The 21,173-nt window shown below is 48.5% G+C and carries 22 protein-coding genes and 1 tRNA gene; 8 read left to right on the top strand and 15 right to left on the bottom strand.

All coding sequences use genetic code 11. The features are described 5' to 3' along the window. Positions 1-18: 18 nt before the first annotated feature. On the bottom strand, positions 19-771 hold the full coding sequence (locus OXH00_19355; protein MCY3743180.1) for a phytanoyl-CoA dioxygenase family protein: 753 nt from the start codon (positions 769-771) through the stop codon (positions 19-21). Then, positions 772-1,464: a class I SAM-dependent methyltransferase gene (locus tag OXH00_19350; protein MCY3743179.1), complete on the bottom strand. Its 693-nt coding sequence runs from the start codon at positions 1,462-1,464 to the stop codon at positions 772-774. 133 nt (positions 1,465-1,597) lie between these two features. On the opposite strand from OXH00_19350, the gene OXH00_19345 reads away from it, so the two are divergent. Beyond that, complete coding sequence (locus tag OXH00_19345) at positions 1,598-2,662, top strand: sialidase family protein (protein MCY3743178.1); 1,065 nt, start codon at positions 1,598-1,600, stop codon at positions 2,660-2,662. A gap of 11 nt (positions 2,663-2,673) precedes the next feature. After that, positions 2,674-3,798, top strand: coding sequence for a galactonate dehydratase (dgoD, locus tag OXH00_19340; protein MCY3743177.1), 1,125 nt, complete (start codon positions 2,674-2,676; stop codon positions 3,796-3,798). 8 nt (positions 3,799-3,806) lie between these two features. Here the strand turns inward: dgoD and OXH00_19335 are convergent, their stop codons facing one another. From OXH00_19335 to OXH00_19300, 8 genes are all read right to left on the bottom strand, one after another. Next, a complete protein-coding gene (locus tag OXH00_19335; GenBank protein MCY3743176.1) occupies positions 3,807-4,097 on the bottom strand; it encodes a hypothetical protein in 291 nt (96 codons plus the stop codon). A gap of 22 nt (positions 4,098-4,119) precedes the next feature. Then, positions 4,120-4,521, bottom strand: a complete 402-nt coding sequence (locus tag OXH00_19330; protein MCY3743175.1) for a DUF309 domain-containing protein — start codon at positions 4,519-4,521, stop codon at positions 4,120-4,122. A 313-nt stretch (positions 4,522-4,834) separates the two neighbouring features. Next, positions 4,835-6,214, bottom strand: a complete 1,380-nt coding sequence (locus OXH00_19325; protein ID MCY3743174.1) for a UDP-glucose/GDP-mannose dehydrogenase family protein — start codon at positions 6,212-6,214, stop codon at positions 4,835-4,837. Between the two features lie 85 nt (positions 6,215-6,299). Beyond that, entirely contained in the window at positions 6,300-6,746 is a 447-nt protein-coding gene (locus OXH00_19320; GenBank protein ID MCY3743173.1) for a hypothetical protein, read from the bottom strand. Further along, on the bottom strand, positions 6,679-6,897 hold the full coding sequence (locus OXH00_19315; GenBank protein ID MCY3743172.1) for a hypothetical protein: 219 nt from the start codon (positions 6,895-6,897) through the stop codon (positions 6,679-6,681). Before OXH00_19315 ends, OXH00_19320 begins: the two co-directional genes overlap by 68 nt. A gap of 21 nt (positions 6,898-6,918) precedes the next feature. After that, positions 6,919-7,938, bottom strand: a complete 1,020-nt coding sequence (locus OXH00_19310) for a MoxR family ATPase (GenBank protein ID MCY3743171.1) — start codon at positions 7,936-7,938, stop codon at positions 6,919-6,921. Between the two features lie 11 nt (positions 7,939-7,949). Further along, the gene (locus OXH00_19305; GenBank protein ID MCY3743170.1) at positions 7,950-9,008 is read right to left on the bottom strand and encodes a GHMP kinase; all 1,059 of its coding nucleotides are present in this window, start codon (positions 9,006-9,008) and stop codon (positions 7,950-7,952) included. Between the two features lie 294 nt (positions 9,009-9,302). Further along, on the bottom strand, positions 9,303-9,584 hold the full coding sequence (locus OXH00_19300) for an HU family DNA-binding protein (GenBank protein ID MCY3743169.1): 282 nt from the start codon (positions 9,582-9,584) through the stop codon (positions 9,303-9,305). A 464-nt stretch (positions 9,585-10,048) separates the two neighbouring features. On the opposite strand from OXH00_19300, the gene OXH00_19295 reads away from it, so the two are divergent. The 5 genes from OXH00_19295 to OXH00_19275 all read left to right on the top strand — a co-directional run bounded on the left by OXH00_19295 (position 10,049) and on the right by OXH00_19275 (position 16,545). Next, positions 10,049-11,047 carry an aspartate-semialdehyde dehydrogenase gene (locus OXH00_19295; protein ID MCY3743168.1) on the top strand — a complete coding sequence of 333 codons (999 nt, stop codon included), beginning with the start codon at positions 10,049-10,051 and terminating at the stop codon, positions 11,045-11,047. A gap of 15 nt (positions 11,048-11,062) precedes the next feature. Beyond that, positions 11,063-12,202: an S-methyl-5-thioribose kinase gene (mtnK, locus tag OXH00_19290; protein MCY3743167.1), complete on the top strand. Its 1,140-nt coding sequence runs from the start codon at positions 11,063-11,065 to the stop codon at positions 12,200-12,202. A 146-nt stretch (positions 12,203-12,348) separates the two neighbouring features. Then, the gene (locus OXH00_19285; protein MCY3743166.1) at positions 12,349-13,224 is read left to right on the top strand and encodes a DnaJ domain-containing protein; all 876 of its coding nucleotides are present in this window, start codon (positions 12,349-12,351) and stop codon (positions 13,222-13,224) included. A 299-nt stretch (positions 13,225-13,523) separates the two neighbouring features. Next, positions 13,524-14,708, top strand: coding sequence for a pyridoxal phosphate-dependent aminotransferase (locus OXH00_19280; GenBank protein MCY3743165.1), 1,185 nt, complete (start codon positions 13,524-13,526; stop codon positions 14,706-14,708). Between the two features lie 106 nt (positions 14,709-14,814). Continuing rightward, positions 14,815-16,545 carry an arylsulfatase gene (locus tag OXH00_19275; GenBank protein ID MCY3743164.1) on the top strand — a complete coding sequence of 577 codons (1,731 nt, stop codon included), beginning with the start codon at positions 14,815-14,817 and terminating at the stop codon, positions 16,543-16,545. A 9-nt stretch (positions 16,546-16,554) separates the two neighbouring features. Here OXH00_19275 and OXH00_19270 read toward each other — a convergent pair whose 3' ends face one another. Both OXH00_19270 and OXH00_19265 read right to left on the bottom strand, forming a co-directional pair. Beyond that, positions 16,555-17,043, bottom strand: a complete 489-nt coding sequence (locus tag OXH00_19270; GenBank protein MCY3743163.1) for a gamma-glutamylcyclotransferase — start codon at positions 17,041-17,043, stop codon at positions 16,555-16,557. 58 nt (positions 17,044-17,101) lie between these two features. Continuing rightward, positions 17,102-17,848 (bottom strand): LamG domain-containing protein, encoded by a 747-nt coding sequence (locus tag OXH00_19265; GenBank protein ID MCY3743162.1) that lies wholly within the window; start codon positions 17,846-17,848, stop codon positions 17,102-17,104. Between the two features lie 188 nt (positions 17,849-18,036). On the opposite strand from OXH00_19265, the gene OXH00_19260 reads away from it, so the two are divergent. Next, positions 18,037-18,122, top strand: a tRNA-Leu gene (locus OXH00_19260). A 47-nt stretch (positions 18,123-18,169) separates the two neighbouring features. Here OXH00_19260 and OXH00_19255 read toward each other — a convergent pair. From OXH00_19255 to OXH00_19245, 3 genes are read right to left on the bottom strand one after another with little or no spacing between them, the layout of a single operon-like run. Then, positions 18,170-19,348: an MFS transporter gene (locus tag OXH00_19255; protein ID MCY3743161.1), complete on the bottom strand. Its 1,179-nt coding sequence runs from the start codon at positions 19,346-19,348 to the stop codon at positions 18,170-18,172. A 46-nt stretch (positions 19,349-19,394) separates the two neighbouring features. Continuing rightward, positions 19,395-19,940 (bottom strand): O-acetyl-ADP-ribose deacetylase, encoded by a 546-nt coding sequence (locus OXH00_19250; protein ID MCY3743160.1) that lies wholly within the window; start codon positions 19,938-19,940, stop codon positions 19,395-19,397. Positions 19,941-19,958: 18 nt separating this feature from the next. Beyond that, a complete protein-coding gene (locus tag OXH00_19245; GenBank protein ID MCY3743159.1) occupies positions 19,959-20,906 on the bottom strand; it encodes a DUF58 domain-containing protein in 948 nt (315 codons plus the stop codon). Positions 20,907-21,173 lie beyond the last annotated feature (267 nt).

Below are 21,173 nucleotides of genomic sequence, written 5' to 3'. Positions count from 1 at the left end.
CGCTGGGGTTTGGTCAGATCAAAACTCATAGATGTCCTCACGCTGTTTTGCGACCTTATGTCTCACAAGTGCTTGCAGGTCCTCTGGCATCCGCGCAAAGGTTTCCGGAAAAACAGGCTGGTGTCCACCCTCACGCATGAGGTTCCACCATGCAGGGTAATAGGCGATGTTCAACGCCATGCGATGCTGGTCATCGGTAGTGTTCGCACCTTGCCCGTGCCATGTCCCGCCGTGCCATAAGAGTACAGAACCGCGTCGTCCGCAGACAGGTACCGGATGACCCTCTGCAATATCGGATGCCGAAGGTCTCCGGCGTGCGCGATGGCTAAACGGCACGACGAGCGTCGCACCGTTTTCAACGGTAAAATCCGTCATCATCCAGATTGTATTAATCATCCACGGGGTTTCAGGTAAGCGCGCTGGCAAATCGTGCGTTGAATCAGAATGGATACCACCTTGTGGTGCTCTTGGTTTGACCCATTTTGTACACGCCTCACCTAACCGTGCGCTATCGCCGAGAAAATGACGGACGACCTGTAGTACCTGTGGATGCGCGATGCATTCCCAACACATCTCATCGAGGTTGACCACACCGAAAAGGGTTTGATACAACTCAGCATTCGGATCCTGAAAAGTTTGCCGATTCACTGGGTCTTGATGAAGTTGGAAGTATTTCTCCGCCATCGCATCGGCTTGCCCCGCAGGAATTGCATCCTCAATCAGACAATACCCGAATGTTTCGAGATGTTCTATTGCGTCTTGTTGTACCATTTATGGAACTCCGTTTCTCTTTTTGTTTAGGAACACCAACATAAATCTATTATCTTCTATCTGCTCTACCTTTTCTAAAAGCAGATGTTTCTCAATGATGTACCTGGCAAAGGCAATTGTCCAAAAGTACGATGGATTCGCGTACACACCCTTGTCAGGAATTGCCCTGATTCCATCTATCAAACCCGTCTGGACATCATAGCGATCTGGCAGGGTTCCCTCACCTGCTCTCTTGACCAAGCTATCGTGCATAATGACAACGAAAATGCCATTGTCCGATAGAATCTCTTTAAGTTGAACCGTTAAGCTCTCCAGCGTCTGATATGGTAAGTAAACATTATTTTGCGGGAGTAACGCGAGATCGAAAGAGTTCTCTTTGTAAGGCAACACAGCCATATCTCCGATATTGAATTGACAGCGACTCTTTCTTTTTTCGGCAACCTTTTTGGCGTGGCGGAGTGGAATCTCTGCGAAGTCAATACCTGTTGCTATTGCTCCCATGTCCTCCATAGCAAAGGTAAACCGTCCGGTATTGCAGCCCAAGTCTAATGCGCGCATGCCGGGTTTTATGAGTTTAGGTAGGTGGTCTTTGTACCTATCGACAGCAAATTGTGATCTTGGATTATCGGGGTCAGTCGTCGGGTGGACACCCGCCGCGTTGTAATGTGTCTGAGTAGCGTCAAATATGTTCATATATTTCTTTTCCTTCAAATATGGCTTGCATTGTCCGGTGCTATGGTGTATATTAGCAGGATGGGTATTTCAAATATTTTGCCATAATTCATCGCTTAGGACAAGTAAAAATCTACTGTAGGGAGTCTTGCAAATGCTATCAACCGAAAATATGGGTGGTGTTGTCGTCACTCCGATCCAATTGAGCGATATGCAAGCGGGTGATTATATCTTACATGCTCGTGATGGCGTGCTGAACAAGGTTCCAGTGGAGAAAATCCGCATGCCTTTGGACCCACAAGCGCATTATCAAGGGTTGAACCTCGTTTTGACCCCTGATGGGATTATCTATGCGGTACAGCAGACTATCTTTTCCAAGTCCACCGATGGTGGTAAGACTTGGGAACACCTCAATAGAGATCCTTCCGCGTTCGGGTTTAGTGGATGGTTGTTGCAAGCCAATCGGCACGGGCAACTTATTAATGTAAGCCAACAGGGTGAAAAACAGCCGACCAGTGTTTGGCTATCTGATGATGAAGGTGAGACTTGGGAACAGACGAGTGAAATAGATGTCTCACCATTTCAGAAAACCGTCGCCGGTGCAAGCCTGACCCGACTCAGCGATGGCACACTTCTCCTTCCAATCAAAAGACGGGATGATCCATTTTACGAAGGCACAAATCCGACCTATGTTTTCGTTTCAGAGGATGATGGACACACCTTCTCAAATCGCTTCTTCTTGTCGGATTACGGCAATGAAGTCAACATAGCAGAACTTTTCCCTGGACGGCTGCTTGCGGTTATCCGTTACCAACCGGGGCCGACAGATCAACCCCATACCAACAAAACCGTTTTCCTTGCCGACTCAGTAGACAACGGTGAAACATGGACGGATCTACGCCAATTGACGAGCGTACATGGACAATGCCACGGTGCTGCTGTTGGGCTTTCTAACAACCGTGTTGTTGTGGCTTATGATCACCGTTATCCACGAGAACTCGGCAGTGGCCGTGCAATGGTCAGCGACGACAATGGCAAAACTTGGTCGGATGAAGTCTACTATCTCTGTCACGGACATGTCGCTGGCTTTCCACGACACATCAGTTTAGATGACGAAGAGATACTAACTTTTATCGGTTCCTGCTACGGTGATGTCAGTAAATGGGAAAACGCTACAGGAAACTCACACTTCTGCATCATCCGGTGGCGACCAGTTTAGGATATAAGACTATGAAAATTACGGGATTTGAGACGATACCGATTCAAGGGCGCGCAATGGTTCTGAAAATGTTCACCGATGAAGGGATCATCGGTTACGGCGAACCGATGAACTACGAGCATTGGCGCGTCGTCGCGCAAGCCGTGGACGACATGGCGGAATATCTTGTCGGTAAAGATCCACTACAGATAGAAGACCACTGGCAGGCGATGTATCGGTCAAGTTACAGTCGGAGCATGCCGGTACTGGTCGGTGCCTTAAGCGGTATTGAGATGGCGATGTGGGACGTATTCGGCAAGGTCGTCGGTCTACCCGTCTGGAAGTTGCTGGGAGGTTCGGTGCGGAGGCGGATCCGCGTCTATACGGGTATAGGTGGTACAACACCTGATGAATGTGCAGAGCGGGCGAAAAAAGCAGTGGCAGCGGGATTCCGTGCGGTGAAAATGGGAGCCTCACCGCAGCCTGTCCGATTTGTGGATACACCGAAGGCGATTGACACGATGGTGGCGCGCGTCGCAGCAGTGCGCACAGCAGTCGGTGATGAAGTTGATATTGCCGTTGATTTGCACCGGCGATTAAGCCCGACAATGGCGATAATTCTTGTTAAAGAATTAGAACCGTTTCGACTCCTATTTGCTGAAGAGCCGTGCCATCCAGAAAACAACGAACCCCTGCTGACTTTATCTAAATCAACGACGGTACCGATCGCGACGGGTGAACGTCATTTGACGCGATGGGGTTTCCGAGAGATAATTGAACGTGAGATGTGCGCGATTTTACAACCCGACATCCGCCACTGTGGTGGGATACTGGAGCTGAAAAAGATCTCGGCGATGGCGGAAATCCACAACATAGCGATCGCGCCACATAACGCTGCGGGTCCTATCGGGGTCGCAGCATCTGTTCACGTGATGGCAACCGTGCCGAATTTACTGATATGTGAAGGTGGACACCGACGTGGAGAAGGGCTATTTTCAACACCTCTGGTATTCAAAGACGGGTTCATCGAATTACCAACAGCCCCTGGACTCGGTGTGGATATGGACGACGCTGCTATTGAAGCCGTGCGCGATGAAACTTTTCGGTTGCGTGGGATGTTCTGGCATTCAGATGATGGAGCGTTCGCTGATTTCTAACCGTATCGTTACGGCATATTATCGCGATCCGTGGGACGTGTGGATAGGTTCGTTTTTGGCGGTATATCCCATGAGATGTACCCGCAGCGCGGGCAGCGCATCTCAAGCTCAACGAGGTTTCTGACCGCACCTGTTTTTTCGGGTTTGCGTCGCGTTTGGCACTGCGGACACCGAACGGCTCGGAACTCATCAACATCACTCCTACCGAAATAAGCACCTATTTTAAACACAATAAGCAGCAGCACAACGATGAAAACACAGACAAAACTGAAGATGAGAAAAGGCAAGAATGTTGGCATATTGCTTTCCTCAAAATATACGTCAATCTTTCAGCAATATCAGCGGTTTAACCGACTCCTGACGATAGGTAATCTCTGAAACGGTATCGGCGAAGAAAGGTGTGAAAAACGCATCGGCGGTGTCTAAAAATGCCGGTAGATTAAGTCCCATATAATTCGATGCATCGTCACATTCAGCGACAACTTGCCGTAATTTATCACGTCCCGCGGTAGAAAGCGTACGCAAGGGGCGCAACATCCGCATGTGGTATTTGATTAGGGATGCCGATACTTGAATTAACCCTTGAAGAAACAGGCGATATGTATCTTCTGCTTGATGCCACAACCCTTCCCACGCTTCATGTGCCTCCCACCAATAAGCAAAATTGTAGAGATCCACACCGTAGAGATAATCTTCGTTTTGTCTCCAAAGTTCTGGCGACAACGGTTCAGCGTCGTGTTCCTCTTCTATCCCGTAACTGTGCCCGAGCGGATCGCGAATCGGATGTGGGGTGACACCGGGTATGTGGCGATACGGTGGAAATGGCTTTTGTGGGCAATACCGCTCCCAACTCGGATTAAAAGGTTCAGGCTGTTTTTTAATTTTTCCTTGCGGTTAAACAACGTGCATCTGAGTTATCAAGTACGTTCCTTAAACCCGCCCTCCACTTCGTTACGGGCTAACGTTTTTGATGTACCGTGTAAGTCTTAATCTTGTGCCCTTTCTGATTAATAGTACCTATAGCCTTAGGAGCACCTTATGTTCTGCCGATCCCGATATAGTGAAAACCTGCAGATCTCGCCTCTTCTGGCGAATACACGTTACGACCGTCGATAAGAATAGCGGTCTTCATCTGCTTGGCGAGTCTGCGGAGTTCGAGTTTGTGATAGGGTTCCCATTCAGTAACAAGCACCAGTGCGTCCGTGTCGTACGAAAGGTCGTATATATCTTCAATGAAGAGTAGTCTATTGTTGTCTGTTTCGTCGTTTTCACCTAAAGCACGGCGAGCATTTGCGATAGCGATTGGATCGTGTGCGCGAACAATTGCGCCCTCAGCAAGCAGCTCTCTGATAATGTCGAGTGCAGGTGCTTCGCGAACGTCATCCGTGTTTGGCTTGAACGCAAGCCCCAAGATACCGATGGTTTTGCCTTTGAGCGTTCCGAGTGTACCTTGTAACTTTTCAACGATACGGTCGCGTTGACGGAAGTTAACGGTACGCGCAGCTTCCGTGATTGGCATCGTGTATCCGGATTGCGCTGCGACACCTAACAGTGCGGCAGTATCTTTTGGATAGCAGCTGCCGCCCCAACCGAGACCCGCACGGAGAAATTGATGTCCGATACGTGCGTCAAGCCCGATCCCGCGTGCGACTTCTGTCACGTCTGCATCAACTTCCTCACAAAGCCCAGCAATTTCATTGATAAAGCTAATTTTAAGCGCGAGAAAGGAGTTGGCGGCGTATTTAATCATCTCAGCACTGTTCGGATCCGTTGTCATCATCGGTGGTAGATGGTAAGTGGATGGACGTGGAAACTCGCTTGGCGGGTCAAAGGTCTGTTCAAGGATGGGTTGATAGAGACGACGCAACGTATCGACTGCTTCGTCACTATTTGCCCCGACGACAATCCGATCTGGATAGAATGCGCCTTGCAACGCTAACCCCTCTTGTAGGAATTCTGGATTTGAGGCGACAGAGATATTTCCTCGGATCCCGCGTTCAGAAAACACGTCCTCCACAACTTCAACGACGCGCTGGTTAGTGCCGATCGGAACCGTAGATTTGACGACAAGTGTGTAGTGTTTATTGGGGAGGCAGACTTCCGCGACTTCTCTCGCGGCTTGTTCAACATGCCGCGTATCCGCCTCACCGTTTTTCTTCGGTGGTGTCCCGACAGCAATCAGAATCAGCTCTGACTCTGGAACGACTTCAGCGACGTTCGGCGTAAAACGGATTGTATGCCATACTCCCTCAAGAAGGTTCTGGATGCCGGGTTCATGAATTGGGCTTTTCCCTTCGTGCAACAGCGTTAATTTGTTTTGATCTTTGTCCACTGCAGCGACATCATGATTGAGATAAGAGAGTACTACTGCTGTGGTTAAACCGACGTATCCTGTTCCTATGATTGCAATCTTCATTAAAGATAGGCCGTGAACGCCAAGTCATTAAGACAAGGGAATACGAGCCTTGCTCCTTTCGTAACTCGCTTTCAAGATTTGGATTTCAAAGATGCTCTAAATCATCTAAATCCTTTTGTCTTCCGCTGGCCTGCTTATTGCGTTTCAAATGTTCAAGATTGATAATTTGAACCTCAATATTATCAATAACCCCAATAATCCGTTCCGAATAACATTCTTCAAAATGGACACCGGAGATCGTTGTCAAAAGTTCAATTCTCATAGGCGGGCTCCCCATTCGAATAATTTGGTTCTCCATCAAAAAGAGGTCAGAAGTTAATTGCGGCGTATCAAAACCAAACGCCTTCAAGACAGTAACCATTTTCTCGGCATTCTCCTTCTGGATTGCAACCCATATATCCATGTCAGCGGTTGTACGTGGATGTCCATGGTAACTAACGGCGTACCCCCCGATGAGAAGATACTCAACTTGGTGTGAATTCAGCAATTTCAAGAACTCTTTGAAGTCGTTCGGTAGTTGGATCGTAGCCATAGTTAATCTGCCGCATCAATTCGAGGGCTGCCATACGTTCTTGGGGCGTTTTAGAATGCCAATATGCTTTGTCATCTGCATCCGCTTCTTCAAAAGAGGATAGCACAGAGAACTTTTCCTTATCCACTCTAAAAGTATCAATTGTACGCATAAGTCTGTCTAAAACCTCCGCTTATTGTACCGCTGGTGGTTCAACCTTTTCCAACAGTCTATTGATAATATCCAGGCTCGTGATACCGTCGGCTTCTGCGTTGAAATTGGTCAAAATTCGGTGGCGTAGCACCGGTACAGCGACCGCTTTGATATCCTCGTATGAGACATGATAACGTCCGTGGAGAATTGCACGCGCCTTTGCACCGAGAACAAGATATTGTGATGCTCTCGGCCCAGCACCCCACTGCACCCAATCTTGAATAAAATCAAGTGCGTCTGCTGTAGGACGTGTCTGTCGGTTCAATTCTACGGCATAGTCTACAATCGCTTCCGCAATAGGAACTTTCCGGACGACCTGCTGTATTCGTAGTACCTCTTCGCCTGTGATAATAGCTTTTATCTCCGGCTCATACGCCGCAGTTGTCGTCATCACGATCTCTTTCTCGGCATCTTTATCAGGATAATCAATTGTGATATGGAACATAAACCGGTCGAGTTGTGCTTCCGGTAACGGGTAAGTACCTTCCTGTTCGATTGGGTTCTGTGTCGCTAAGACGAAAAACGGACGTTCCAATGCGTATGTTCTACCGCCTGCGGTGACCTTGTATTCCTGCATGGCTTGTAGAAGCGCGGCTTGTGTTTTAGGAGGTGTTCGGTTGATCTCATCGGCGAGGACAATGTTCGCAAATACGGGTCCCTTAATAAAACGGAAAGCACGTTTTCCAGCATCGCCTTCCTCAATAATATCGGTGCCGATGATATCGGAGGGCATCAGATCTGGCGTAAATTGGATACGGTTGAAAGGGAGTTCGAGAATCTGCGCGAACGTGCTAATTAGCAGCGTCTTCGCTAACCCTGGCACGCCTACCAGTAAGCAATGTCCTTGCGAAAAGAGTGCCATGAGGAGCTGCTCAATGACTTCGTTCTGACCGATGATTCGTTTTTTGAGTTCTGCTAAAATGTTATCCCTTGCCGTTTTTAGTGTTTCGGCGGCTTCCATATCAGTTGCGGTTTGCGCAGTTTGTGTATTATTTTCCATATTTTTTGAGTTTAATCGTTTGAGACTTTCCACATTTGAAGTCCGTCGAAATCGAAGTTGACATCAATGATTCGCGCCCCTGCGTCTTCAAGTTTTTGACGGACGCGGTGTTCGCGTGTAGGTTCACAATAAAACAGGAGGCATCCGCCGCCGCCAGCCCCGCATGCTTTCCCACCAGTTGCGCCGTTCGTCATCGCAATTTTAAAGAGATGCTCAATCTGTTCATTTGTGACAGAGGGGTGCAACTTTTTCTGGTTATTCCAATTTTCGGTGAGAAGTTCGCCGAATTCCGTCAAACGACCTCGCATGAGTGCCGTTTTTGTTGCCTCGGCAGTGGTTTTGATGGCTTCCAGTGCGTTGCGTACACTCGGTTCTTCACTTTTATATGCCTCGGTCACGTTCTGATGGATATTACCAGAAAGTCGAGATTGCCCGGTGTAGCAAAGCACAAGGTTTTTTTCAAGTTCGTAGCGGATAGGGGATGGGAATCTCAACGGCGAGGTCTTTACCTCTTCATCTTGAAATTCCATAAAATGGATGCCACCGAGCGCACTTGCGTAATGGTCCTGTTTTCCGCCGAGTATTCCGAGTTCATGACGTTCGATAGTACTCGCGAGTTCAGCATATTCGTATGGGAGATAGGTGGCTTCCTTAAGCGCGCCAAGCACACCAACGAGTGCTACACCCATTGATGCGGAGGTGCCTAATCCACTACCTGGCGGGGCAGTGGACTGCGTGATGAGATCAAACCCGCCAATCTGTATGGACATTCGTCGCACAGCTGCCTTCACCAAGTCAATGTTTCCGTCGTATTCAAGTTGACGGACATCATCTGCTTCGATAAAAGTGTCAAAATCCGCGGAGTAGATACGAATGCTTTTATCCAAAATCCGTTGCAGTTCAACAGAGTCGTCTTGTACTGTCTGCCGCTCACACCGGAGGGTTGCATAGGCGTATCGATTAATGGCTCCGTTAACGACGAGCCCCTTTGAGTGTTCAGTGAAGAGGGCAACGTCGCTCCATCCGCCAGCAAAATCAATGCGGACAGGGGCTCTCGTTCGGATTAACATGACGGGTCTCCTGACATCAGTTTTTAACGAACGCGCTTGCAAAGCGTGCCTGGAAGCGATGCGGACAAAAAGTTGGAAAGGGTACCTACAAATAATACAAGCAAAAATTGGTGCCAGTAATTGTAGGTAATAGCACCGTGTTAGAATACGTTGCAAAGGCAGTCTCTATGGCAGAGATCTGCAGAGACTTTTACTGATGGGTTTAACATGGAAAAGCCGCAGCTATCCCTCGGTGTAGAAACGAAGCACAGCCTGGCGGCTTTTCCAAGAAACTGAGCGAAAAAACCGCTAGTCTTAGGCGGCGGCGTCGCGAAGTTTCTTACCAGCTTTGAAAGCAGGGACCGTTTTCGCCGGGATTCTCAGCGGTGCGCCGGTCTGTGGGTTCCGACCTGTGCGGGCGGGTCGATTTTTGGTTTCAAATGTTCCGAACCCAATCAGGCCGACGGAATCGCCATTGCTCAAAGCTTCGCAAATAGTCGCAGCAAAAGCATCAACAGCGGCGTTCGCATCTTTCTTGCTGAGGCTTGTTTGTTCAACGATACTGCTGACGACATCGTTCTTCGTTAATTTTGCCATGTTAAATGTTCCTCTAATTTTTGCCTGAATAAGTGAACGCTGCTTTTACCAACACGATCTGGAAATCGCGAGCCTTCCGCCTCAGGCATAAAATGAATTTAACAAAAAACTAATAGTAATTATATTATACTACACAGATATGGATATGTCAAGAAAAAATGTGACTAATACTAAAAATTAGTCGGAATGATTAATGAATAGGCACTCCAAAGGAGCCTACACTACTTTGCCAAAAACAGGTATCTCTAACAAAGGTCGCTTGACATAACAGGTCCATCTTTTAAAATTAATACCATAAATCATAGGATTTGTCAAGTTTTTTGTTTCGAAACAGCGAATTTTTCGTTCAAATATATAGTCTTTACCAAAATATTTGCTTTAAGGGTCGTATTTGTGGTAAAATTAAGAATTAAATTTTGACTGAAAAATTCTGCTTGAATCATACAATAGAGGAAATATCAGAAATGCGTGAGAGTTATCATGTAGCGGTTGTTGGTGCGACGGGTGCTGTTGGCAATACAATATTGCAACTTCTTGAAGAACGATCATTTCCTATCGCTTCCCTGAAACTTCTGGCATCACATCGCTCTGCTGGTGAGATTCTGTCCTTTAAAAATGACCCCATCGTTGTTGAGGAATTAACACACGATTCATTTGAAGATGTGGACGTGGTGTTTTCATCAGCAGGTGCGTCCGTCAGCCGCGAATTCATCCCTACAGCCGTAGATAAAGGCGCGCTCGTCATTGACAATACCAGCGCGTTTCGGATGGACGCAGCCACCCCATTGATCATCCCGGAAGTCAACATGGCGGCTGCCCACACCCACAACGGACTCATTGCAAACCCCAATTGCTCTACTATCCAAATGATGGTAGCACTCAAACCAATTTACGATACTGCTGGCATCAAACGGATAGTCGTTTCTACCTATCAGAGCGTTTCTGGTAAGAGTGGGCGCGCCGTCTTGGAGTTGGTACAACAAACAACTGAAGCCCTTGAAGGCAAACCCATCACTTTGGATAAGTTTCCACACCAGATGGCGTTCAATGTCGCATTTGATTGGCCCTTTTTAGATAGCGGTGACAATGAAGAAGAGGTCAAGATGATCAACGAGACTCGGAAGATATTGGAGGACGATAGGATTGGTGTATCCGCTACAACCGTCCGAGTTCCGGTCTTCTTTGCGCATTCCGAATCAATAAACATTGAGACGCATGAAAAGCTCACAGCGGCCGAAGCCAGAGAGTGCCTCGCTGATGCACCCGGTGTGAAACTTATGGACAATCCGAGCAATCAGCAATATCCGCTTGCTGTTGACGTTGCTGGTAAAGATGAAGTCTACGTAGGTAGAATTCGTGACGATGCCTCGATAGAAAACGGTTTGAACCTCTGGGTCGTCTCAGATAATCTCCGTAAAGGTGCTGCCTTGAACGCTATCCAGATCGCCGAAAATCTGCTATAAGCCTTCAAAAGTGATATGGAACTCAACCTTGCCACGCTACCGGACTACCTTCGTCAGCGACATGCAGAGCTCCGTATGTTTAAACCAGAAGCAGAGCTCCGTATAGAAGAGATTGGCGATGGTAATCTCAACACCGTCTATCGCGTCTCAGATGCGGCAAGCCCGGCGCGCTCGCTTGTCTTGAAACATGCACCGCCCTACATTAAGATATTAGGTCCCGATTATCCGCTGTCCACCGAACGTTTGACTTTTGAGTCTCGCGCCCTTGACGTTTACAATCGGTTGGCGAGTGGCACTGTACCTGTGCAGTACGATTTCGATGTAGACGCAGCAGCCATAGCGATGGAGGACCTCCGAGATGCACGTGTGCTACGTGATGCACTGATCGCTGGTACAGTGGACACTGCAATCGCTGAACAGATTGGGCGATTTATGGGGATTGTCCATAGTCAAACCTATGTTGATAACATCGGCGACGCGACTGTCCAGAACTATAGACAGCAATTTGCGAACACCACTATGCAGGCGATAACTGCCGATTATGTGTTCACCTTCCCGCTTACCGAACATGAGACGAACTTTTGGACACCTGGGTTGGAGCCGGATGTGCAACGGTTGAAAGCGGATACGGGTTTTTTGCGTCAAGCGGAGCATCTCAAGCGGATTTTCTTAACGGCACAGCAAGGTGTAACCCATGGTGACCTACATACAGGTAGCGTTCTCGTCCAAGACAATGCAGCTAAAGTTATTGATGCCGAATTTGCCTTTTACGGCCCCGTAGGATTTGACCTCGGATTGTATTGGGCAAATTACTTCTTATCCTATTTTTCACATCAAGATGCCTTGAGTGTACAATCAGCACTCAAAACAGCAATTGGGCAAGTGTGGGACACCTATAGGGCTGAATTTACAACGATTGATGTTGGATTGAAAGCGCAAACGCTACAAAACATTTTCCAAGATGCTGTTGGGTTTGCAGGATTGGAAGTCCTGCGTCGCCTTATCGGTGCCGCACATGTCAAGGATATTGAAGGCATTGTTGATCTCTCTCGAAAACTAAGTGTAGAGAGAGCCGCACTTCAATTCGGAACGACACTTGTCAAACAGTACCAATCTTTACGAGATGTCACAGCGGTCATCGCCATGCTTTCTTAATCCTGGTAGTTTTCGCACCGTTTTCTCCCGTTAACAGTAATGGGTCTTGATGAAGTTGCACGTCATTTCAGATGAAGATATAAACCTAAACAACCGGTTTTTTGACAACGGAGAAAAACCGAGTAGAAATCGCCATAAGTAAAAATATGAGAGACTACTATGAAATCCTCGGTGTTGACCGAGGTGCCACCCCTGAAGAAATCAAAAAAGCCTATCGCAAACTCGCAGTCCAGTACCATCCGGACAAGAATCCCGGCGACAAAGCGGCAGAAGAGCAATTCAAAGAGGCATCGAATGCGTATTCGGTACTCTCAGACCCCGAAAAACGGCGTATCTACGATACGCGTGGACATGCGGGTGTTCACGGTATGGGGTTTGAAGGCTACCAAAATATGGACGACATCTTCTCACACATAAACTTGGACGATATTTTCGGGCGTGGGTTCGGTGGCTTCGGTGGGTTCGGTAGATTCGATGATGCGTTCGGCGATGCCTTCGGACAACGGCGCACGACGGGCCCCACCCGTGGACGTGACATCCGTATGAATCTTAACATCCCTTTTGCGGATGCGGTGTTAGGGAGTAAGAAAGAGGTCAATGTCGAAGGAAAACGTATCACCCTTACAATCCCACCGGGCATTCAGGACGGGCAAACCTTACGCATTCGAGGACACGGAGAAGCCCTCGGTATAGGGGCTTCTGGTGATCTATTAGTGACAGTCGCTGTACAATCGCATCCGACGTTGACTCGTGAAGGTGCAGATTTACTAACAGACGCGACGATTTCAATGACAACAGCGGCGTTAGGTGGTTCTGTTCGGGTGCAAACGCTGACAGGCGATGTGGACTTGAAGGTTCCAGCGGGTGCACAACCTGGGCAACAACTCCGCTTGCGCAGTCAAGGCGCGGCGGATGCTTCTGGACGGAAGGGTGATTTGCGGGTACGGTTGGTCGTGGAGATCCCGAAATCTTTATCTCGAAAACAGCGGAATCTGCTGAAAGAACTTGATAAGACGCTGTGATGTGAAGATTGAAGATTCGACGGAGTGCAACGATGGAACTGGAAAATTACAAGGAAAACCCCAGCCATCCGTCCCTTAATTTCAAGAAACTTGAGGGATACAATTATTGGTCCGCCAGGGTTACCAGAGGGTATAGAGCGGTGGCATTTGAAGACGAGGAAGGTTTTGTCTGGTTTTCGATCAGGAAACACGATGCCGTTTACGAAAGCCTGAGAGAGGAAAAAAGAGGGTTGTATCAAAGTAATTCACCTTGCTGTCATAATTAAACGCAAAAACCGATTTTCAAAGGAGCACTAATGATTTCATTATCACAACGGAGTCAAAACGTAACGCCATCGTCCACTTTGGCGATCACCGCGAAGATTAATGCGTTGATCGCTGATGGCGTAGATGTCGTCAAATTCGGGGCAGGCGAACCCGATTTTGACACACCCGATTATATCAAAGCCGCCGCAATCGCCGCACTTGATGCAGGGTTTACAAAGTACACCCCCGTCCCCGGCACCCCCGAACTCCGCGAGGCAATCACCGAGAAATTCAAACGGGATAACGGATTGCGTTATGAAACTTCTCAAGTCATCGTCTCATGTGGTGCCAAGCATACTATCTATAACATCTTACAAGCGATCTGCGATCCGGGCGACGAAGTCATCTTCGCCGCACCGTATTGGGTGAGCTATCCAGAGCAGATTAAACTCGCAGGGGCAGTGCCTCGCGTCATTGAGACGACACCGGCACAAAATTTCTGTATGGCACCCGATCAAGTAGAAGCAGCCATCACTCCAAAGACAAAGGCAATCCTCGTTAACAGTCCAAGTAACCCGACTGGCACTACCTATGATCTGGACACACTCAAGGCAATCGCCGATCTCGCTGTCAAACATCAGGTCTATCTCATCTCTGATGAAATTTATGAGGCACTGCTTTATGACGGTGCGACCCACCAGAGTCCCGCCTCGTTCAACGAGGAGACGAAAGCGATTACCTTTGTTGTCAACGGTGTCTCTAAAGCCTACTCAATGACAGGGTGGCGGATTGGATATACCGCGGGTCCCGAAAATGCGATCTCAGCGATGTCGCGTATCCAATCGCACAGCACTTCAAATCCGACATCCATCGCACAGAAAGCCGCTGTCGTCGCGCTCAATGAACCCCAAGATGCTGTTGAAGAGATGCGGAAAGCATTTGAAGAACGCCGAGATGTCATCTGCCAACGTTTTGACGAGATCAACGGTGTCAGTTATGTCAAACCGCAAGGCGCGTTCTATATCTTCCCCGATTTTTCTGAACATTACGGCAGAACAATTGGTGGACAGAAGATTGAGGGTTCAATGGATATTACCGATTATCTGCTCAATTCGGCGGGCGTCGGCGTCGTGCCGGGTAATGGGTTCGGTGCTGATAACCATTTGCGACTCTCTTTTGCTACTTCGGAGACAGAGATCAACCGCGGATTGGATCGAATTAAAAAGGCGTTAGCATAAAGCCTTATCAATTCCGTCTTATAACATTGTTAACGTTGCACACGTTTAGGCGCGCCACCAGACAACTGGTAGGCGTGGCTTTTAATCACATATAGGAGATACCATCGTGGCACAACAGAATACCCCTAACCTTGTTTTCGTCATTACAGATGATCAAGGGTACGGCGATTTGGGATGCACCGGAAATCCCGTTATCAATACACCGAATCTGGACGCGCTCGCAGCAGAGAGTGTACAACTGCAGAACCTGCACGTCGGTCCCACCTGTTCCCCGACACGTGCAGGGATTATGACGGGACACTACTGCAATTCCACGGGTGTGTGGCATACTATCGGCGGACGCTCGCTCCTCCGCAGTGACGAGGTCACGATGGCAGATATCTTCCGGCGCAACGGTTATAAAACTGCTATGTTCGGGAAATGGCACCTCGGCGACAACTATCCGTTCCGTCCACACGACAGAGGTTTCGACGAAGCACTCTACCACGGTGGCGGCGGTATCAGTCAGACCCCTGACTATTGGGGCAACGACTATTTTGACGACACCTATTTCCGCAACGGTTCCGAACAGCCTTTTGATGGCTATTGCACCGATGTCTGGTTCCAAGAGGCGATGGCGTTTATTGAACGGCAGGCTGAAGGTAGTCAGAACAGTCCATTCCTCTGTTATCTCTCTACCAACGCGCCTCATGGTCCGTTCCGTGTTCCTGATGCTTACAGCGAAGTCTACCGCAGGAAGGGTGTATCGGGGGATCGTGCGAATTTCTACGGCATGATCACCAATATAGACGACAACATGGCACGGATGCGACATCACCTCCGGGTCTTGGGGCTTGAGGAAAATACTATCCTTATCTTCATGACCGATAACGGTTCTGCGGCCGGGTGCGACTTGGGTGCGGGGCAGTTTGTCGAGTCCGGCTATAACGCCGGAATGCGTGGCAAAAAAGGATCACCTTATGAAGGTGGGCATCGCGTGCCGCTGTTCATGCATTGGCCCGGTGGTGGTTTCACGGAAAAGCAAGAGGTGCACGAACTCACCGCAAATATTGATCTGCTCCCAACGCTGATAGATCTCTGTGATCTCGAAGTCTCCTCAAATGCGAGTTTCCACGGCACAAGCATCGTCCCGTTGTTGAGAAATGAGACGGAGACGTGGGAAGAACGGGTTATCGTTACCGATTCGCAGCGCGTCGAAAATCCGATTAAATGGAAAGATAGCGCGACGATGTCGCAACGGTGGCGACTCATCAACGGAAAAGAACTCTACGATATTCAAGCGGATCCCGGGCAACAACACGATATAGCAGATGCGCATCCAGAGGTTGTCGCAGAACTCCGTGAACATTATGAGGCGTGGTGGAAATTGGTTTCAAAGCGGTTTGATGAGGATTGTCCAATTGTCGTCGGCACGCAAAGCGAACCTGTTACGTGTATCACAACGCACGATTGGCACGGAGAATCACACGCATGGAATCAGGGGATGATTCGTCGCGGCATGGAGTGCAACGGTTATTGGGCGATTGAGGTGCCGGAAGATGGACAGTACAGTTTTGAGCTGCGTCGGTGGCCCTACGCCGAAGACAGGGCGATAACGGATGGCATTCCGGGTGAGCATATTGATCTCTATAATGGTGGAAAGGCGTTGGCATTAACAACAGCACAAATTCGCGTTGGAAACCAGACGGCTACACAAGCCATTTCACCGGATGCAAAAGGCGTGACGTTTACATTCGACCTCACCGCCGGTCAGACACGTATGCACACTGAGTTTGCTGATGAAACTGGCGAATTGGCAATTGGGGCGTATTATGTGTATGTGAAACGGGTAATCTAAGATATGGGGTTACTGGTAAACAGGAGAGGTTGCCACGCGAGAGAATAAACGTTCTAATTCATTCGTTGACACACCGAGAATCATTTCAAGGTCCGTGTGCGTTAACCCAAGTTGTTGGACACCGAGGCTCTCTTCAAAGTCGTCTCGCGTTAGCCCAAAATCTTTGTATCCCTGAATGATAATTTCGAGATACCATCTTGACGGAGGTTCCGAATTGTCAGACGCTTCTTTCATCCTGTAGAACATGACATTGTCTTGATAATATTTACCATAGTAATTGGGGTAACCTTCGTACGTATCAAGCGCAACTTCATGGTCTCCTGTAATTTCCCAGAGTCCACCGTGAACGATACATCCTTCTGCGGGGATAATATCAGCGTGGTAGTTAAAAACAAGGCGGAAACCCTTGAGTTGGAACTTCCCTATACGAGTGATATTGGGGCACCGTTGTTGCGTTTGAGAAACGTTCATGTTCGAGCCATACGCAAAATATTGCATCGGTGCCTCCTGCTGTGAAGCGGTCCCCAAACAAAGCGAAGGGACCGCAAAATCATTGCTATTCTGCCTTCAGTTTTCCCCAGAGTACAGAGAGCTTGTCCGACGGTTCTACAGCGAAAGCAGTGAAATCGATACCATCGTTCATAATACCCTGAACTTCATCTTCAGTGAGCGCATCGTTGAAGAGACCCACCTCGTCCATAATAGTGGCGGAGAGGAAACCTGTCCCTCTATCGGTAGCGAGCCATGCTGTCTGATCCTGGTCTTGGAGTTGGAACTTCGGTACCTTTTGTGACACCTTTTCTTCGCCATCAATGTAGATTTTGCAGGTTTCTCCGTCGTAGACATTGGCGACATGATACCATGTGTCCGCCTTGACGGTCACGCCACTGGCGACATCCCAGGTGTTCGTCCAACTACGCATGAGATTCCCACCGTTTTTGTATGGGACATAGCGGTTGTTGCTCTGATCCCATATAGAGAAATAGTTCTGTTGACCGCCGATGTCGGTAAAGTTTAGCCACAAGATGAAAGTCACTTTATCTTCGATAATGCCTTTGCCGAGCGGAATTGTAACGGTTCCACCCTTCTTGATCTCAAGGGCACCATCAAACTTGCCTTCCTCCCATTTTCCATTGGTAATCGTACCTTTACGTCCGTGTTCAGACGCGTCTTCAGCGACATCGCCTTTGCCCTCATCCAATAGCCAGATCCCGACAATTCTATCCGAATCAATCTCGGCTTGACTGTAACTGACTACGAGGCATAGCACGAGCATCGTGCAGAGCAATATTTTCACACTCATAGGTTTGCACTCCTTTTTTCTTGTGCGGAAAATCGTGACCACAGTTTGACACTACTAAAAATGTGATCGGTATATTAATTACATTAGACATATTGAGTGTGTTGCAAGTTTAATCTGATTTTTCAGCGTTCTCTTCTCCGGATTTTAATTTGACAGCGGACAAAAATTAGGGTATACTATAATTGCTCGCCGGGATGCTGGAATTTGGTAGACAGGCTAGGTTCAGGGTCTAGTGTGCATTACGCGCGTAAGGGTTCGAGCCCCTTTCCCGGCATCTATGAAATATTGTGTAGGCACGCTATCCACGCGTGCCTATTTACTTTATTCTTTTTTCAATGTCTCCGGTACCAGCCACAAGAAAATCCCGACCGCGAGATAACCGATGCCTCCTAACGCGAAGCCAGAATAACTTAACCCAAACAAATCGGCAATATTGCCGACGATAACGGGTCCTGCTGAGCCGCCGAAATCTCCTGTGAGCCGCCACAAACCTAAGAACTCGCCAGTCCCCTCTTGCGGTGCTAAATCAGCACCAAGGGTCATCATTGTTCCCGAAGCGATACCATTACCGAGTCGCATCAAAATCGCTGCAAGCAGCAACCACATAAATGTACCTGTAAACGGCATCAATACCATTCCGGTGGCAAAGATGCAAATCCCAGGGACTGTCGCATATCTCCGACCAAATCGGTCCATCATAAAGCCAGCAAGCGGAAACATTGACATGTCTACCGCTGAAGATACCATGACGACCGAGCGGACCTGTTGCGTTGTTAATCCGACAACCTCGTCGGCATAGAGTGGGATGATGATATGACACCCACGGCGTAGCGTTTGGACGCATACCTGCCCGACTCCTGCTGTAGCGAGCAGTCGTGCATGCTGACGCGATATCTGGAGAAGGTGTTTTAGATAGGGAATTTTCTTATCGGTTGTTTCACTTCGGCGGCGGTGTGTCTTTGGAATGAAGAAAAAACAGAGGAAAAGGTTCAGCAACACAATTCCCGCATAGATAAAGAAGGGCAGGCGTAAGTTTACACCGAGGAAGATAGAAAAGAATTGTCCTGCGAAGGTCCCCATCCGGTTTACACCACCGAACAGGGCAATCGCTCTCCCGCGATTCGCTATCGGAATTACGTCTGTCATATAAGCGTGCCGGGCAAGCATCCACAATGCATTCCCGACCCCGCCGATCAACTGTGCACCGATAAGTTGGAAAAAATTCGTTGCCGCACCCATACCGACAGTTGACACGCCTATCATCACTAAGCCGACCAGCATTGACGGTTTGCGTCCGAGTCGTTCTACTAAAATACCCGCCGGGATGTTTCCAAGTACACCGACAGCAAGGACAACTGTTGTTAACGTATAGGATAACTCAAACGATTTAACGTAAATTGAGAGCGTTGGTGAAACAATGCCTCCACCTGTCGCCAGCAAAAACGCTGGAATGTAGATGGGGAGAATCAACGAGACTCGGCTAAATTTAGGGTTGTTCAATTTTGGGTGCCTTTCAGCACAGATAGCTTTTTAGCACACCTCATTTTTAAAAAACAGTGAGCAAAGCGTCCACATAGCAGGCATGGGTTGCCTCATCAAACAGGATAAACTGAATCGTCGCTGGCACAGTGTCACTCTGGAGCACAAGTTTTTTCACCGCAGTCAGTGCAACGACTGCCGCTTTCTCCGTTGGGTATCCATAGATACCGGTGCTAATCGAAGGAAAAGCAATGCTTTGAATGTTGTTTTTTATAGCGAGTCGGAGACTCTCCTTATAACAACTCGCAAGCAGTTCTGCTTCACCTGAATTACCGCCTTCCCACACCGGTCCAACGGTGTGAATCACATATTTCGCGTGAAGGTTACCGCCTGGGGTGATGACCGCTTTGCCAGTAGGACAACCGCCTTCACGTCTGCGGATTTCTGCGCATGCCCCCTCAATTGCGTTCCCACCAGCGCGCCGTATCGCGCCGTCTACACCGCCACCGCCGATGAGTTCGCTGTTCGCTGCATTCACGATGGCATCAACCTGAGCTTTCGTGATATCGCCTTGAATCATTTCCAAGTCTGTTTGTTTAATCTGCTTGTTCATTAGACTATCTCCGTATGGTTACCGATGCCTCTGAATGAGACCTATCCTATGCAGCTCCTGTAAAATAAAAGGCTCTACAGGTGTATCGCTTTTTAATTCCGCGTAGCCAATACTTTGATCGGTGCAGAAACGTTGCATATTGTTGCAAAATGCCTGCTGTTGATCCCGATATTGTGCGAGGATTTCTGCATTAATCGTGACGGCTTTCGTTTCACCTGTTTCGGCATCTTCCACCAACCAATCCGCGCCAGTAGGAGTGTTTTCCAAGTGTGTTTGTGGGGCCATCTCTTCTGGGCTTATCAAATGGATAACTGTGAGGGAGAACCCGCGTCCTAAGAGTAATTTGAGCCCATCGGCGTAGCCGTTCGGATCCAAAAAATCTGAAAGTATGACGCCCACGCCAGCACGTCGTTGGTACATAGGAAGTTGCTTAAGGCATTCCGTTAGCCGCGTTTGCCCGGATGCTGTCATTGCGTTGAGTGCTTTCGTTAACCGGGGGAATTGCGATTTGCCTGTCGTTGGTGGCAGCGTTGGCGAGAGTCGTTCAGCACAAGTGTAGACTGCAACGCTGTCAGCGTGTGCTAAAGCGATATAACCCAACGCCGCGGCGATCTGCTTAGCGCACGTCAATTTGGTAGGCGATCCAAATTCCATGGAACGGCTATTGTCAATGAGTAGCACAAGTGATAAGTCTTCGTCAGTGTGGAAGAGTTTGATAAAGAGTCTGTCTAACCGTGCGTAAATGTTCCAGTCGACATGTCGCAGATCATCGCCGGGTTCATAAACACGATAGTCAGCGAATTCCATACCTGTGCCGCGATTGAGGCTTCGCCGTTCGCCTCTGAATTTGCCGCGGAACATATGCTTCGATCGCATGTAGAAGGGGTCAAGTCGTTTCAGAAATTGTGGTGTAAGAAGCATCGTTACAAGTATTTGGAATAGCAGAGAAACGGGTATACGAGGCACGGAAATCTCGCCTTATAATTAGGTCAATAGTATAGCACAGTCTGTGAAAAAAACACAAGAATTTTTCATATTTAATTTGACATCTGCCCAAAGATAGTGTATAATTTTAACTACCGAAGCGGACGTAGAACGCAACAGGCAAGCGTCCATTGCGTCCCTCAATGAAGTCTCCAATATTGCCGTTATTGCCTGTAAATTGAGAGTATGTATCCCTTTCGGGGCGTAGCGCAGCCCGGCTAGCGCGTCTGCTTTGGGAGCAGAAGGTCG

The sequence above is a fragment of the Candidatus Poribacteria bacterium genome (assembly GCA_026706025.1).
Taxonomy (GTDB): Bacteria; Poribacteria; WGA-4E; order WGA-4E; family WGA-3G; genus WGA-3G.
Note: the sequence above shows the minus strand (reverse complement) of the source record. Positions and strands in the feature narration are given on the sequence as shown.

Excerpts from the sequence above, each read along its gene's own strand:
- OXH00_19355 (MCY3743180.1), bottom strand. The coding sequence starts at position 771 with ATGGTACAACAAGACGCAATAGAACATCTCGAAACATTCGGGTATTGT.
- OXH00_19350 (MCY3743179.1), bottom strand. The coding sequence starts at position 1,464 with ATGAACATATTTGACGCTACTCAGACACATTACAACGCGGCGGGTGTC.
- OXH00_19345 (MCY3743178.1), top strand. The coding sequence starts at position 1,598 with ATGCTATCAACCGAAAATATGGGTGGTGTTGTCGTCACTCCGATCCAA.
- dgoD (MCY3743177.1), top strand. The coding sequence starts at position 2,674 with ATGAAAATTACGGGATTTGAGACGATACCGATTCAAGGGCGCGCAATG.
- OXH00_19335 (MCY3743176.1), bottom strand. The coding sequence starts at position 4,097 with ATGCCAACATTCTTGCCTTTTCTCATCTTCAGTTTTGTCTGTGTTTTC.
- OXH00_19325 (MCY3743174.1), bottom strand. The coding sequence starts at position 6,214 with ATGAAGATTGCAATCATAGGAACAGGATACGTCGGTTTAACCACAGCA.
- OXH00_19320 (MCY3743173.1), bottom strand. The coding sequence starts at position 6,746 with ATGGCTACGATCCAACTACCGAACGACTTCAAAGAGTTCTTGAAATTG.
- OXH00_19315 (MCY3743172.1), bottom strand. The coding sequence starts at position 6,897 with ATGCGTACAATTGATACTTTTAGAGTGGATAAGGAAAAGTTCTCTGTG.
- OXH00_19310 (MCY3743171.1), bottom strand. The coding sequence starts at position 7,938 with ATGGAAAATAATACACAAACTGCGCAAACCGCAACTGATATGGAAGCC.
- OXH00_19305 (MCY3743170.1), bottom strand. The coding sequence starts at position 9,008 with ATGTTAATCCGAACGAGAGCCCCTGTCCGCATTGATTTTGCTGGCGGA.
- OXH00_19300 (MCY3743169.1), bottom strand. The coding sequence starts at position 9,584 with ATGGCAAAATTAACGAAGAACGATGTCGTCAGCAGTATCGTTGAACAA.
- OXH00_19295 (MCY3743168.1), top strand. The coding sequence starts at position 10,049 with ATGCGTGAGAGTTATCATGTAGCGGTTGTTGGTGCGACGGGTGCTGTT.
- mtnK (MCY3743167.1), top strand. The coding sequence starts at position 11,063 with ATGGAACTCAACCTTGCCACGCTACCGGACTACCTTCGTCAGCGACAT.
- OXH00_19285 (MCY3743166.1), top strand. The coding sequence starts at position 12,349 with ATGAGAGACTACTATGAAATCCTCGGTGTTGACCGAGGTGCCACCCCT.
- OXH00_19270 (MCY3743163.1), bottom strand. The coding sequence starts at position 17,043 with ATGCAATATTTTGCGTATGGCTCGAACATGAACGTTTCTCAAACGCAA.
- OXH00_19265 (MCY3743162.1), bottom strand. The coding sequence starts at position 17,848 with ATGAGTGTGAAAATATTGCTCTGCACGATGCTCGTGCTATGCCTCGTA.
- OXH00_19250 (MCY3743160.1), bottom strand. The coding sequence starts at position 19,940 with ATGAACAAGCAGATTAAACAAACAGACTTGGAAATGATTCAAGGCGAT.